Raw genomic sequence first — 13,277 nt, forward strand, 5'->3', positions numbered from 1 at the left:
CGCTGACGATTTGCTTGCAGATCAATGCCGATCAAAGGAAAATTCAGTGCGCAACTGGGTCCAGAACTGGCAGAATGTTACCGCGCGGTTGTTGTCTGAAGGCGAAGCTGACAGAGCCGTGCAATCACTGGACAGAATGTTGGAGGGGATTGTTCGCACGGAGAAAATCCGTGTTCAGCACAGTATGTTGTTGATGGCCTGGCCTATGCTGACAGGCGGAAAGCTGCTGGAAATTCTCGAAGCCCTCAACCCTTTGCGCGACGATATCATGGCAGCCGACAATCACGAGCGAACGTTCGACAGCGACGCCACAAAACAACGTTTGGCAAGGCTTCTCACAGACGAGCAACTATGAATTTTCATCGATAAAAATTAGTTGATTCTAATTTAAAGATGATTCATAGTGTCGCTGCCAGCCTGGCGCGGGCGTGACAGGAACTTCGTATCCCTGTCAGATAGGTGCATACCCATCTCGTCACCTGTTGCTTGTTGGCACCCCCTAATGCGCAGCAAGCCGCCCGATTTCTCAGCGAACCACGGGCTTAACATTCCCGTCACGGATCTGTCTGGCGATGTCCGTAGATGACCTTGTAGAGCTGCGGGAATCTGGCGAGATCCTTGCCGGTATCCAGCGCTTTCAACCCGGCCTCTTTGGCTGCCTTCAGGAAGGCTGTGCGCGCGCTTTCTGCCGGCCGCTTGCCTTCGAGGACTGCCAGACACGCGCGCTTAGCCGCCGTCAGGCTCACTCCGGTGTCGGTTGGCCATTCGCCCATCAAGACTTGCGCCGCCTCAACCGTATCAAACACAACTCTCGACCGCTGCCCGCCAAACTCAAGACGAACTGCGGAACTCCACTGCGGGTTTTCCATAACGCACACCCTTACAAACGCATTACCAACGCGGACTCAACGACTCTCTGCGGGACTCGTTCCGGTTGTGAAAAATGAATCATTGGGGATAGATAGGCGGCTACAGCATCGGCCCGAAAATCGGAATCGATTCTCGGTAAGCCTGATGCGTAGATTGAAAGAGTTAGAGCGACCTTTGTGCGTCCGAATGGACGCACAGCGCTCTAAAAACGCTGGAGGGAAAACAGATGACCGAGCGCAGGTTGGCCGAGATTTACCGTAGGTACATCGATTGTCTGAACACCCAAAACTGGGAAGAGCTTGGCCGTTACGTCGATGACACAGTGTCCTATAACGGACAACCCATCGGGCTCGACGCTTACCGACAGGCGCGACAGGACGAATTTCGGAGCATTCCGGACCTGTACTTCAACATTCATCTCTTGACCGCAGACGAAGCTATGGTTGCAGCACGCCTGATCTTCGACATTACGCCCCAAGCAGAATTTCTGGGGCTTCCCGTCAATGGACGACGCGTCTCGTTTGCAGAAAATGTCTTTTACACGTTTGCTGGCGACAAAATCACGGATGTCTGGTCCATTGTGGACAAGGCAGCTGTCGAAGCGCAACTTGGCGTGACGTGAATGGATTGAAACGATCCGCTGGTCGGAGTGAGAGGATTCGAACCTCCGACCCCGTCGTCCCGAACGACGTGCGCTACCAGACTGCGCTACACTCCGTGACCAACGGCGGTTCTATAAAACAGGGCGAGACGTTCGACAAGATGGATTTGTGATCACAGGCACAGCATATTCGCAATTTTAGCGCAGACAGACCCATGCGTCAGCGCGATTGGCGTTGCAAAAATATCAGGAAAATGGGAGCAAGATCAGCCTGCCCGCGAGAGCAGGACACTGTCATAGGTTTTGCCGTGCCGGACCCTGGATTCCAGGGCCCGCCCCCTTCAAGAGGATTCGTTTCGATGTCGTTCCGTCTGTTGGCTCTAACAGGCCTGTCTCTGGCCCTTGCCGGGTGCTCCACCACGACCACCACCCCTACCACAACGCCGGAGAAGGCGCCGGTGGTGAAGCAGAGCAATGCCGTGGATGCACGCTGGAAGGGACAATCTGCCGGGCAGTTCTTCGCCCAGTTCGGCCCGCAGGCCAAGGAAGAAGAAGGCAGCAATGGCGAGACGCTCTACACATGGCGCGGTGGCTACGCCAAGGCGACGATTGCGCCTTCCGACGTCAAAGGCAAGCCAAAGCAGGCGGCACGCACACAGCGCCTCGTTTGCCAGGTACAACTGACGGTGGACGACTCCTACACCATCCGCTCCATCCGTATTCAGGCAGACACGCGCGCCACCGATGGCGGCCCATCGCGCTGCGCGGAATATCTCACCAGCGTTTGATCACGTCTCGTGGCGATGCACGCCGTTGCGTCGCCACGGTAAAGATCAATCTTTGAAGGGAAGAGGTGGCTGGGGCGCCTGGATTCGAACCAGGGATGGCGGTACCAAAAACCACTGCCTTACCGCTTGGCTACGCCCCAACACTGTCACGCGGACAAAACTCTGTCCCCGCGTCAACGAGCGTCTCATTAGCAAAGCTGACGAAGGCGGACAATGGGGTAACGTGTGAAAATCGCACATTTTCTTGGCAACCCGAAACGGTTTCCGTTTCCGCAAGAGATGAACTGGAGCACTGTTCGATACGATTGAATCAGATCGGCGCTCAAATCATCTCCTCGTAAGCATTTTTCGATCCTCGCTTCGCTCCGGTCGGATTATGCTCTAATGTTCTTTCATGAACAGTCCGTCCTTTAATCTTGCGTTTCAGCCAGCCTATGGCGAGCCGGTGCCTGTTGCCAACCATGTGCAACGTCTCACGGTCAATAACCCTGGGCCACTGACCTTTCATGGCACCAACACCTATATTGTCGGCGATCGCTCCGTTGTGGTTATCGATCCCGGGCCGGACGATGATTCGCATTTCGAGGCACTGACGCGGGCTCTCGCGGGCCGCGAAGTGACGCATATCGCCGTCAGCCACACGCACCGGGATCACTCGCCGCTGGCTGCGCGGTTGAAAGAGTTGACGGGTGCGCGGGTGATTGCCGAAGGCCCGCACCGCGCGGCACGACCATTGTATCTTGGCGAGATCAATCCACTGGCGGAAAGCGCCGATACCGCCTTCATGCCTGATCAGGTTTTGGCGGATGGCGAGGTGGTGCATGGCGATGGCTGGGCGCTAAGAGCGCTGGCAACGCCTGGCCATACGGCCAACCATATGGCTTTTGCGCTGGAAGAAACCGGCATCGTCTTTTCTGCGGACCACGTGATGGGATGGGCAACCTCCATCGTCGCACCGCCGGATGGTGCCATGGCCGATTACATGGCCTCGCTGGACCGGTTGCTGCTGCGCGATGACCGGCAGTTTCTACCGGGGCATGGGGGGCCGGTGGACAACCCGGCAGCCTTCATGCGTGGCTTGAAAACCCACCGGAAAATGCGCGAACGGGCCGTGCTGGAACGGGTGCGCCAGGGTGACCGGACCATTGCCCAAATGGTGCGCGTAATCTACCGCGAAACCGATCCGCGTCTGCATGGTGCGGCTGCTTTGTCCGTGCTGGCGCATCTTGAGGATCTGGTAGCGCAGGGCCGCGTAAGGACCGAAGGGCCGCCTTCACTGCTCGGTGTTTATACACAGTGAAATTTTCTAGAGCACTACCGGTGAACACGTGTTCACCGGTAGTGCTCTAACTCCCTGTTTTGTCGAATTGTCCAGACGTAAAAACGACTCCGTTTTCACTGGAAATTTTCTTGAGCGTTTTCCAATCTGACTGCATCAGATCGGCGCTCCAGAATCTTAATTTATAAGCATATTCTTATCAATCTTCGCTTTACTCCGGTCGGAATATGCTCTAATCACCCGCTATGCCCTGCAACTGCGCATCCAAGGCGCGCAGATAATGCGTGGCAAAATCGGCGCTGAGGCCGAGGTCGCGCTGACCATACCGGCTTGCCGCGCGCATATCTACAAGGGTGGTTTCGGCTTCTTCCCGCAGGCGGATGACCGCATCGACCGGCAGCCCGGTCACCGGCTCACGCCACACCCCTTGCAGCACGACATCCGGGCGGGGACCGGTCTGCGCTGGTGTCGCCAGCGGCGAAACCAGACCTGGGCGCATTGCCGGGACGGGGCCGGTTACAGGTGGGGCAATCAATGGCTCATCGGTCGGTGAGACCGTAGAAGTGTCATCGGCATCGGCTATGGGTTCCGCTTCGATAACGAGCCCTTGCATAAGAGCGACCGCTTTGACGCCCTCCAGTACACGGTCCAGCGCGCCCTCGTAGCGACGGCCGACCAGACCGGGATAGGCCTCGCGCTGCAACGCGGCGGCACTCAAGGAAGACGGCGGGCGAGACCCAAGCCACCCCTGTTCGGCGACGATGCCGTGAAGCCAGTTGAGCGGCTCGGACGTATCGGTTGTCACTTCATACAGGGCGGGACGGGTCATGGTCAGCACAGCGCCATAGACAACGACTGCCAAGGGCGGCGCAGCCAGAACCAATGCGGTGAACGCTGCCAGCCCGCCTTTGGCGGCAACGCGCCATAACTGCACGAACCCAATCAACGCCAGCGCCACCGCTACGGCGCAGAGTGCGGAGCCGACAGCCTGAAAAAACAGAAAATGAGGCGTGATGAGCGGCCCGAAGCGATGGGCCAAAAGCGCGGCGATGCAGACCAACAGTCCCAGCAATGCCAGACGCCGCGCCCAGAAGGACGCGTGAGAAACCGGTCTTGCATAGGGAATAATCATCAGGCCCCTGCGGATTGCTGCCAGCATAAAGCATGTCTCCTAAAAGTAGACACCGGTTTTGGGAAAAGACATGCGCTTTAGCACTGGAACGAAAACCTTAATGAATCGTTAATGGCGAAAGCTGTGACAGGAGCACAATGATGGTATCTACCGAGCTGGCCACAGCCCGAACCCCCATAAGCCCCAACGAAATTTCTCTGGATCTGATTGGCCTGGAACTGTCTCTGGAAGCATTCAACGCCTCGCAGGACGATTTTTCAGGCTTTGTGCAGCAAACAGCCGAGGATTTCGGCGGCGAGCTTTTGTTTACGCTACCGGCCTCCGGTCTGGTGGGAGACTGCAAAACCATCGCCGTATTGAGATTGCCCATGGGTGCATCCGGCGATATGCAAACCGTCTTCGCCTGCCTGAACGATGCTGGCACGTCCGTGCGCGTAGAAGAGCCGAACGAACGCAGTGCCGGACTGGCGCGGTTTGCGCATGCCTTTATTGACGTGTTGGAAAAGTTCTGATTCAACACATTTGCGTGTGAGTAAGCCAAGTTGCTTTTGGGAGGTGATAGGATGCGTCTGTCTTCTATGTTCGGGCTGGTGGGTTTGACTGTCGTTTTAGCCGGGTGCCAAACATTGTCGCCTGCCGAAATCCGCGCACGCAATGAAAACACGTGCGCCTCCTATGGCTTCAAGCGCGGCACAGCCAGCTTCTCGCAATGCCTGCTGGATCTGGACCTCGACCGCAATGCCGACCGGCGAGAGATGATGCGGCGCAATGACGACTTCTTCCGGTACGATCCGTTCTTCTACCAGCCACGCGTTATTGTCGTACACCCACGCCGTTATTACTGACCAGCGCTTGCGGCAGGTGCTGAGGGCTTTGTGAACGCCCTTGCGCAATCGCCGCTTGCGCAGCAGCAAGGCGGGCGATGGGAACGCGAAACGGCGAGCACGACACGTAATCCAGCCCGGTTTCTTCGCAAAACCAGATGGAGGTAGGGTCGCCCGCATGTTCTCCGCAAATGCCGAGTTTCAGGTTTGGCTTTGTCTGGCGACCGCGCTCGGAACCCAGTTGAATGAGTTCCCCAACGCCATCGAAGTCCAGTGATATAAACGGATCGCGGTTGATAATGCCCTTGGCCTGATAGGTTGCGATGAACGATGCCGCATCGTCGCGGGAAATGCCGAAGGTGGTCTGCGTCAAATCATTGGTGCCGAATGAAAAGAAATCAGCGGCCTGCGCGATGATATGGGCGCGCAGCGCTGCGCGCGGCAGCTCGATCATGGTACCCACGAGATAGTCGATGGCAATACCGGCCTCGCCGATGACGGCTTTGGCAACCGTGTCGATTTGGGATTTGATGTAATCGAGTTCGGCCCGCAGGCTGACCAGCGGCACCAGAATTTCAATAAGCACCGGCGCGCCCGTCTGCCGGGCGGCAAGAACGGCAGCCTCAAAGATCGCGCGGGCCTGCATTTCCACAATCTCCGGGTAGGAAATAGCCAGACGGCAGCCCCGGTGGCCGAGCATAGGGTTGAACTCATGCAGCGCATCGATGCGCTGAGCCAGCCCCACCGGGTCGAGGCCCATATTGGCTGCAACGTCGCGCACCTCGGCTTCGGTTTTCGGGAGAAATTCATGCAAGGGCGGGTCTAGCAGACGGATGGTCACCGGCATGCCCTGCATGATGGTGAAAAGCTCGGCGAAGTCGGACCGCTGCATGGGTAGGAGTTGATCCAGTGCGGCACGGCGTCCCGCCTCGTTCTCCGCTAGGATCATCTCCCGCATGACATTGATGCGTGTTCCTTCAAAGAACATATGCTCCGTGCGGCAGAGGCCAATGCCTTCCGCGCCGAACGAGCGGGCAGCGCGCGCATCGGCGGGCGTATCGGCATTGGTGCGCACACTCATGCGCCGTGCCGCATCCGCCCAAGCCATGATGCAGCCAAAATCGCCGGACAGTTCCGGCTGGATCATGGGAATGGCCCCTACCAGAACATGGCCAGAGGAACCATCAATAGTAATGATATCGCCCTTGTTGAGGGTTATATTGCGGGCAACCAGTGTTTCGGCCCGCTGGTCCACGCGCAACGACCCCGCGCCGGATACGCAGGGAATGCCCATACCGCGCGCCACCACGGCAGCGTGGCTGGTCATGCCACCGCGAATGGTCAGAATGCCGCGCGCGGCGTGCATGCCGTGAATGTCTTCCGGGCTGGTTTCCACCCGCACGAGGATGACATCGCGCCCTTCCTTGCGGGCAGCCACAGCAGCTTCCGAGGTAAAAACGATGGCCCCGGTCGCCGCCCCCGGCGAGGCCGGAAGGCCTGCGCCGATAATATCGCGCCGGGCCGCGGGATCGATCGTCGGGTGCAGAAGCTGGTCGATACTGGCGGGATCGATGCGGGCAACGGCATCATCTCGGGAAATCAGGCCCTCGTCGGCCATATCCACAGCCGCTTTCATCGCGGCGCGGGCGGTGCGCCTGGCGGTGCGGGTCTGCAACATCCAGAGCTTGCTGCGCTCGATGGTGAATTCGATATCCTGCATATCGCCGTAATGTCGCTCCAGCCGGGCGCAGATGGTGGTGAATTCCACAAACACGTCCGGCATCAGCTTTTCCAGCGATGGCCGGTCGGACCCGGATTCCAGCCGCGAGGCTTCGGTGATGGATTGCGGTGTGCGAATGCCCGCCACCACATCCTCGCCCTGCGCATTGACCAGAAACTCGCCATAGAGTGCGTTTTCACCCGTCGAGGGATTGCGGGTGAAGGCGACGCCGGTGGCGGACGAATTGCCGAGATTGCCAAACACCATCGCTTGCACGCTGACAGCGGTGCCCCAGGTATCGGGAATATCGTGAAGCGCGCGAAAGGTGATGGCACGGGCATTTTTCCAGCTGGAAAAGACTGCACCGATAGCGCCCCAGAGCTGCACCTCGGGCGATTGCGGAAAGGTTTGCCCCAGTTCATCCTCAATCAGGGCCTTGTAGCGGGCGACGAGATCACGCAGATCGGCAACGGACAAATCCGTATCCTGCTCGATATCGAGGCGGGCTTTCTCATCCTCCAAAATGTCGGCGAACATCTCGTGGTCGATGCCCATGACGACATCGCCGTACATCTGGATAAACCGGCGGTAGCTATCCCACGCAAAACGGGCATCGCCGGAATCGCCCGCCAGCGCTTCGACCGTTAGATCATTCAGGCCAAGGTTCAGCACCGTATCCATCATACCTGGCATGGACGCGCGCGCGCCCGAGCGCACGGACAAAAGCAGCGGATGGACTGTGTCGCCAAAGGTCCGGCCAGTCAGAGCTTCCATATGACGGATGCCATTGCGGACCTCGTCTTTCAGGTCATCGGGCAGCGTGCGGTTGTTGTCGTGAAAATGGCGGCAGGCATGGGTTATGATGGTCAGGCCCGGGGGAACGGGCAGCCCCAGCGCGCACATCTCCGCCAGATTGGCCCCCTTACCGCCCAGCAACTCGCTATCATCCGCTCTGCCTTCGGCATGGCCATCGCCAAACCTGTAAACCCACTTCACGTCCGCCGCCTCCCCTGCATGAGAGCTACCTCTAGCCTATACTCGGCTTTTTGGAAACGCAAAGTGGACAAAGCGTGGCAGTTGAGGAAGTTGAACAGGGATTATCAATGGCGTTTCATAAATGATCGGTTTTATAAAATTTATAACTTTGATCAATTTGATCAATTGACGAGATGGGCCATTCGTCTAATATATGGGAGTGGTCAGGGCGCGGTAACGCCCCAACCTTTTCGCTTATGCTAAGAAATGAAGCCGCACGGTCACAGTCCAGGACGTGCGGCTTTTTCTTATCGTCAGCGTGATAAAGATGGGAAACATCTTGTCTCACTCCGTTCGAGGGCGAGGCACTCGCCTGTGCTCATGTGGCCGATCCTCATGAGCGCGCCAGCCTGGACCTGACGCATACTGCTTGCGCCCGTGAACGCAGGCGTTGTAACAACATTTCAATTAGAAGTCTCTGCTATTAATAACAGACGTAGGTCGATACCTGTGCGCTTGACGGGATGCGTCATTCGTCTAATATATGGGAGTGGTCAGGGCGCGGTAACGCCCCAACCTTTTCGCTTATGCTAAGAAATGAAGCCGCACGGTCACAGTCCAGGACGTGCGGCTTTTTCTTATCGTCAGCGTGAAAAAGACAGGAATCATCTTTTTTCACTCCGTTCGAGGGCGAGGCACTCGCCTGTGCTCATGTGGCCTACCTTCATGAGCGCGCCAGCCTGGACCTGACGCATACTGCTTGCGCCCGCGAACGCAGGCGTTATAGCAGTCCGTTTATTAGATTTCTCTACTGCTTTTCAGGCTGTTTCCACAAGCCGCTCGGCAGCTTGCAAGTCCACCGATACCAGTTGGGACACGCCCTGCTCGGCCATGGTCACGCCAAACAGGCGGTTCATGCGGGCCATGGTGATGGGGTTGTGCGTGATGATGATGAAGCGGGTCTCGGTCGTTGCCGCCATCTCGTCCATCAGGTTGCAGTAGCGCTCCACATTGTGGTCGTCGAGCGGCGCGTCAACCTCGTCCAGCACGCAGATGGGCGCGGGATTGGTGAGGAACACCGCAAAAATCAGCGCCATGGCGGTCAGGGCCTGCTCACCGCCGGACAGAAGGGTCATAGTCTGTGGCTTTTTGCCCGGTGGGCGGGCAAGAATCTCGAGACCGGCGTCCAGCGGATCGTCGGATTCGATCAGTTGCAGTTCGGCCGTGCCGCCGTTGAACAGGTGCGTGAACAGCCGCTGAAACTGTGCGTTGACAACGTCGAATGCGGCCAGAAGCCGCTCCCGCCCTTCCCGGTTCAGGCTCTGGATGGCGGCGCGCAGTTTGCGGATCGCGTCGATAATATCTTCCCGCTCGCGGATGATGGAGGCAAGTTTGGCTGACAGATCGGCCTGTTCCTCGTCCGCCCGAAGGTTGACGGCACCGAGACGCTCGCGCTCGATTTTGAGGCGGTCAAGATCGCGCTCCACGGTGCGTGGATCGGGCATCGGTGCATCTGGCGCATGATGGGCAAGACGCAGTGCCTCATGCGGGGCGCATTGCAGCACCTCGCGGATACGCGCTTCGCTTTCCACGCGCTTTTCGCGGGTGGCAATCAGCCGCTCTTCCGCGCGTCCACGTTTTTCTCGGGATTCCGCCAGTTCGGCAAGTGCGGTCGCCGCACGGGCATCTGCGTCGCGCTGGCGCGTCTCGGCCTCCACCAGCCGGTCGCTGGCCGCGCGGCGTGCCGTTTCGGCTTTACTTAAAGCGTCCATCAGTTCGAACCGGCGCTCATCAAAGGCATCGGGTGCCGCCTCGATCTCCTCGGCCTCCTCGCGGGCCTGCGCTTCGCGTTCGCGCAGGGTAGCAATCTGCTCATCGGCTGACGCTGCGCGGGACGCCCATGTCTGTCGCTCCTGTGAAAGTGACACCAAACGGCGCTTGCGCGCCTCGTTTTCGCGCGCCAGACCATCATGGGCGGCACGCGCCTGTGCCAGCGTGGCGCGGTCCAGCCCGACATCGGCGGTTTGGGCTTGAAGGCGAACATCGAGATTGGACAGATCGGGCGCGTCTGCCAGCGCATCGCGTGCAGCCTCGGCCTGCTCACTCAAATCATCCAGTTGTGATATCAGTTGCCCCAGCGTTTCCGCGAGAACGGCCTGACGACGCAAAAGGTCTCCAGCGGCGCGCTCGGCCTTTGCCAGATCGTCACGCGCTTGCGCCACGCTGCGGCCGAGATCCTTCGTTTCGTCGCGCAGCTGGCGCTGGCGCTCGACCCACGCGGCGCTGTCTTTGACGGCGGTGAGCAAGACCGCCTCCGCCGTTTCCAGCGCAACTTCGGCGGTTTCGCGCAAAGCTTCAAGTTCAGCCAAGCGGTTTTTCTGCTCCAGCCGAATGGCCGCACTGCTCGGCGCATCCGCCCCCGTGACGTGTCCGTCCCAGCGCCAGACGTCACCCGCTGGCGTGACCAGCATCTGACCGGGACTGAGAGACGCGAAGATTCCTTCCGCATCCGCTGCATGGTCCACCACGCCCACCTGTGCCAAGCGGCGGGCAAGAAGTGTTGGGCCTTGAACATGATCAGAAAGCGGTTTGACGCCCGGTGGCAAGGCGGGATCGGCGGACCCATCGCCCGGCTGCCGCCAGTGCACGACTGCGGTGGTATCGGTTGGCGACTCCAGATCCTCGCCCAAGGCAGCGCCAAGGGCAGTCTCAAAACCACGATCCACGCTCAATTCATCAACGATCGGACGCGCGCCATCACCCGCCTGCCCAGCCTCCAGAATACGCTGAATAGTACGGGCCTCCGTTTCAAGACCGGCCAGCGCGGCGCGGGCCTGATCGACCGGAGGGCGGGCGCTGGCTTCCGTGGCGCGGGCCTGTTCCAGCCGGTCCTCGGCCTCGCCCAAACGAGCCTCTGCCTCTTCCAGTGCGGCTTGCGCCGCGTCCAGCGCCTCGCGCTTTTCCAGCGGATCGGGCAGCGCCGCCAACTGGCTGGCGACGGCGTCACGTTCGCGGTCTTGGGCTTCCACCTGCTGGCGGGCACGGCTCCGGCGCTCGTCCAGATCGCGGATTGCGCGCTCAACCTGCGCACGGGTTGCCTGCGCTTCTGCCCGCTCGGCGGTCAGTGCAAGCAGAACTGCTTCGCTGTCTTTTAGCTTTTGGGTGGCGTCGGCCAGCATTTGCGCGGCCTCGGCAGCTTCGTCTCCTGCATCATCCAAGGCTTGGGTGAGATCGGCTTCCTCGTCATCCAGCCGCTCCAGCGCAAGCACATTATCGCCCACCAGCTTTTCCTCACGCGCAATATCCTGCGCCAGTTGAGACAAGCGGCGGGTCAGCTCATCTCGGCGGCGCATGATGCGGGCGGCATCTTCATCCAGTTGCGCGCGAGCGATTTGCAGCCGTTGCAGCGTGGCGGCGGCGCGGGCTTCTTCTTCCCGCAATTCCGGCAGTTTCAGGCTGGCGATGGCCTGGGTTTTCGCTGCTTCCATCTGCGCCTGCGCCTTTTCGGCCACCAGCGAGGTAATCTGGTTCAGCTGACTTTCGGCCTCGCTTGTCGCCTGTTTGGCCTCCACCCAGCGCATGTGCAACAGCAATGCCTCACGGGCGCGGATATCCGCCGACAGCGTTTTGAAACGGTTGGCCTGACGCGCCTGCCGTTTCAGGCTTTCGATCTGGCTTTCCAGCTGCGAGGTGACATCGTCCAGCCGCTCCAGATTGGTTTCGGCACCGCGCAGGCGCAGTTCCGCCTCGTGGCGGCGCGAATGCAGGCCGGAAATGCCTGCGGCTTCTTCCAGAAGCTGGCGGCGGGCCTGTGGCTTGGCTTGAATCAGCTCTCCGATGCGGCCCTGCCCCACCATGGAGGGCGAGCGGGCACCGGTGGACGCATCGGCAAACAGCAACTGCACATCCTTGGCGCGCGCTTCCTTGCCATTGATGCGGTAGACCGAGCCGGACTCGCGCTCGATGCGGCGCGATACCTGAATTTCATCGCTATCATTAAAAGCCGCCGGTGCTGTGCGGTCGGAATTATCAAGATACAGGCCGACTTCGGCGGTGTTGCGGGCAGGCCTGTGGCCAGAGCCGGAAAAGATGACATCATCCATGCCGGAGGCGCGCATGTTCTTGTAGGAGTTTTCGCCCATCACCCAGCGGAGCGCTTCCACCAGATTGGACTTGCCACAGCCATTGGGACCGACAACACCGGTCAGCCCGCGCTCGATGATGAACTCGGACGGCTCTACAAAGGATTTGAATCCGACAAGGCGGAGCTTTGTAAACTTCATGGATGCGACTGAACCCTTGGCCCGTCAACAGGGCGCGGGTTCAGTCAATAGCAGCCGGGTATGGTTGCCGCAAGGCTGGCGGATGCCGCAGATACTAAAGGTTCTGGTCGATCAGGCCCGACATAACGTCTACCGACAGAGCACCGGCATATTTCTTGCCGTTGATGATGAAGGTTGGTGTCGACTGAATCTCGAACTCCTTGGCGCCGCGCTGCATAACAGCGTTGACGTTATCCAGAAGCTTCTGGTCGGTCAGGCATTTTTCAAAGGAAGCCTGCGAGAACCCGGCAACCTTGGAAACCTGCAACAGCGCATCGCGGCCATTCTGTGCGGCAGCCCATGCCTGCTGCTGGCGGAACAGGAGCGAGACCATCGGGAAATACTGACCCTCGGGCGCGCAACGCGCCAGCATGAAAGCGGCAGCCGCGCGTGGGTCAAACGGGAATTCGCGCACGATGAAGCGCACCTTGCCGCTGTCAACGTATTTGGCCTTGATCGCATCGAAGGTGGAGTTGTGGAAGGCGGCGCAATGCGGGCAGGTCATCGACATGTATTCAACGATGGTGACGGGCGCATTGGCTTCACCCAGCGCCATTTCCGGCAGCGCACCCGGCTCCAGAAGCTTGGCCATGTCCACGGTGCCTTCAGGCTGTGGCAGGTCTGCGGGCGCGGCGGCGGCAGCCGACGAGGTTGCTTCAGCCGGAGCCGCGGCTGTCTGCGCCTGCGCGCCAGCAAGGGCGGCTGCAGACAAAACGGCGGCGAGAGCGGCAACGCTCGTGAGGCGCTTCAAAAGGTGCGGCATGGA

Annotated in this window: 11 protein-coding genes and 2 tRNA genes; 6 read left to right on the plus strand and 7 right to left on the minus strand. The window is 59.6% G+C overall.

Going from position 1 to position 13,277, the window contains the following annotated elements:
• Window positions 1-46: 46 nt before the first annotated feature.
• Complete coding sequence (locus tag IFT84_RS01630; protein ID WP_192116895.1) at window positions 47-355, plus strand: hypothetical protein; 309 nt, start codon at window positions 47-49, stop codon at window positions 353-355.
• A 199-nt stretch (window positions 356-554) separates the two neighbouring features.
• Here IFT84_RS01630 and IFT84_RS01635 read toward each other — a convergent pair whose 3' ends face one another.
• On the minus strand, window positions 555-869 hold the full coding sequence (locus IFT84_RS01635; RefSeq protein WP_192116896.1) for a DUF982 domain-containing protein: 315 nt from the start codon (window positions 867-869) through the stop codon (window positions 555-557).
• 227 nt (window positions 870-1,096) lie between these two features.
• Here IFT84_RS01635 and IFT84_RS01640 point away from each other — a divergent pair, with 227 nt between their 5' ends.
• Window positions 1,097-1,492 (plus strand): ester cyclase, encoded by a 396-nt coding sequence (locus IFT84_RS01640; protein ID WP_192116897.1) that lies wholly within the window; start codon window positions 1,097-1,099, stop codon window positions 1,490-1,492.
• Window positions 1,493-1,511: 19 nt separating this feature from the next.
• Here the strand turns inward: IFT84_RS01640 and IFT84_RS01645 are convergent.
• Window positions 1,512-1,588: transfer RNA gene (locus IFT84_RS01645), tRNA-Pro, on the minus strand.
• A gap of 242 nt (window positions 1,589-1,830) precedes the next feature.
• Between IFT84_RS01645 and IFT84_RS01650 the strand changes: the two genes are divergently transcribed.
• On the plus strand, window positions 1,831-2,259 hold the full coding sequence (locus IFT84_RS01650; RefSeq protein ID WP_192116898.1) for a hypothetical protein: 429 nt from the start codon (window positions 1,831-1,833) through the stop codon (window positions 2,257-2,259).
• 66 nt (window positions 2,260-2,325) lie between these two features.
• On the opposite strand, the gene IFT84_RS01655 is transcribed toward IFT84_RS01650, so the two are convergent.
• A tRNA-Gln gene (locus IFT84_RS01655) sits at window positions 2,326-2,399 on the minus strand.
• Window positions 2,400-2,653: 254 nt separating this feature from the next.
• On the opposite strand from IFT84_RS01655, the gene IFT84_RS01660 reads away from it, so the two are divergent.
• Window positions 2,654-3,559 (plus strand): MBL fold metallo-hydrolase, encoded by a 906-nt coding sequence (locus tag IFT84_RS01660; protein WP_192116899.1) that lies wholly within the window; start codon window positions 2,654-2,656, stop codon window positions 3,557-3,559.
• 211 nt (window positions 3,560-3,770) lie between these two features.
• Here IFT84_RS01660 and IFT84_RS01665 read toward each other — a convergent pair whose 3' ends face one another.
• Window positions 3,771-4,697 carry a DUF1499 domain-containing protein gene (locus IFT84_RS01665; protein WP_192116900.1) on the minus strand — a complete coding sequence of 309 codons (927 nt, stop codon included), beginning with the start codon at window positions 4,695-4,697 and terminating at the stop codon, window positions 3,771-3,773.
• 113 nt (window positions 4,698-4,810) lie between these two features.
• Between IFT84_RS01665 and IFT84_RS01670 the strand changes: the two genes are divergently transcribed.
• Entirely contained in the window at window positions 4,811-5,182 is a 372-nt protein-coding gene (locus IFT84_RS01670; protein ID WP_244651047.1) for a hypothetical protein, read from the plus strand.
• Window positions 5,183-5,233: 51 nt separating this feature from the next.
• The gene (locus IFT84_RS01675; RefSeq protein ID WP_192116902.1) at window positions 5,234-5,515 is read left to right on the plus strand and encodes a hypothetical protein; all 282 of its coding nucleotides are present in this window, start codon (window positions 5,234-5,236) and stop codon (window positions 5,513-5,515) included.
• Here IFT84_RS01675 and ppdK read toward each other — a convergent pair.
• From ppdK to IFT84_RS01690, 3 genes are all read right to left on the minus strand, one after another.
• Complete coding sequence (gene ppdK / locus IFT84_RS01680) at window positions 5,484-8,210, minus strand: pyruvate, phosphate dikinase (protein ID WP_192116903.1); 2,727 nt, start codon at window positions 8,208-8,210, stop codon at window positions 5,484-5,486. The genes IFT84_RS01675 and ppdK overlap by 32 nt on opposite strands.
• 797 nt (window positions 8,211-9,007) lie before the next feature.
• The gene (locus tag IFT84_RS01685; RefSeq protein WP_192116904.1) at window positions 9,008-12,472 is read right to left on the minus strand and encodes a chromosome segregation SMC family protein; all 3,465 of its coding nucleotides are present in this window, start codon (window positions 12,470-12,472) and stop codon (window positions 9,008-9,010) included.
• A gap of 94 nt (window positions 12,473-12,566) precedes the next feature.
• Complete coding sequence (locus IFT84_RS01690) at window positions 12,567-13,274, minus strand: DsbA family protein (RefSeq protein WP_244651048.1); 708 nt, start codon at window positions 13,272-13,274, stop codon at window positions 12,567-12,569.
• Window positions 13,275-13,277 lie beyond the last annotated feature (3 nt).

Origin of the sequence: Rhizobium sp. CFBP 8762 (assembly GCF_014841565.1) — a bacterium.
Taxonomy (GTDB): Bacteria; Pseudomonadota; Alphaproteobacteria; order Rhizobiales; family Rhizobiaceae; genus CFBP-8762.